Origin of the sequence: Herbaspirillum sp. C7C8, from assembly GCF_022627875.1 — a bacterium.
In the GTDB taxonomy this organism is placed as follows: domain Bacteria; phylum Pseudomonadota; class Gammaproteobacteria; order Burkholderiales; family Burkholderiaceae_D; genus Herbaspirillum.
The window spans coordinates 1-263 of the sequence record NZ_JABXGG010000077.1 but is presented as its reverse complement, the minus strand read 5'-3'; the positions used below and the strand labels follow the sequence as shown (position 1 = coordinate 263).

General features: G+C 62.7%; 1 protein-coding gene. It reads left to right on the top strand.

Annotated features, from left to right (window positions below; all coding sequences use genetic code 11):
- On the top strand, positions 1-263 hold a 263-nt coding region (locus HWE01_RS22710), incomplete at both ends, for an ATP-binding cassette domain-containing protein (protein ID WP_241822967.1).

Genomic DNA, 263 nt, shown 5'->3' with positions numbered 1-263 from the left:
GACAAGCTGGCGATGGTGCCGGAAGGGCGTGGCGTATTTACGCGCATGAGCATCCAGGAAAACCTGTTGATGGGTGCCTACACCAGCAATGACAAGGGCCAGATCCAGGCCGACATCGATCGCTGGTTCGAGGTCTTCCCGCGCCTGAAGGAGCGTGCGGCGCAGATGGCCGGTACCCTGTCGGGCGGCGAGCAGCAGATGCTGGCGATGGCGCGTGCGCTGATGAGCCATCCCAAGCTGCTGTTGCTGGATGAGCCGTCGAT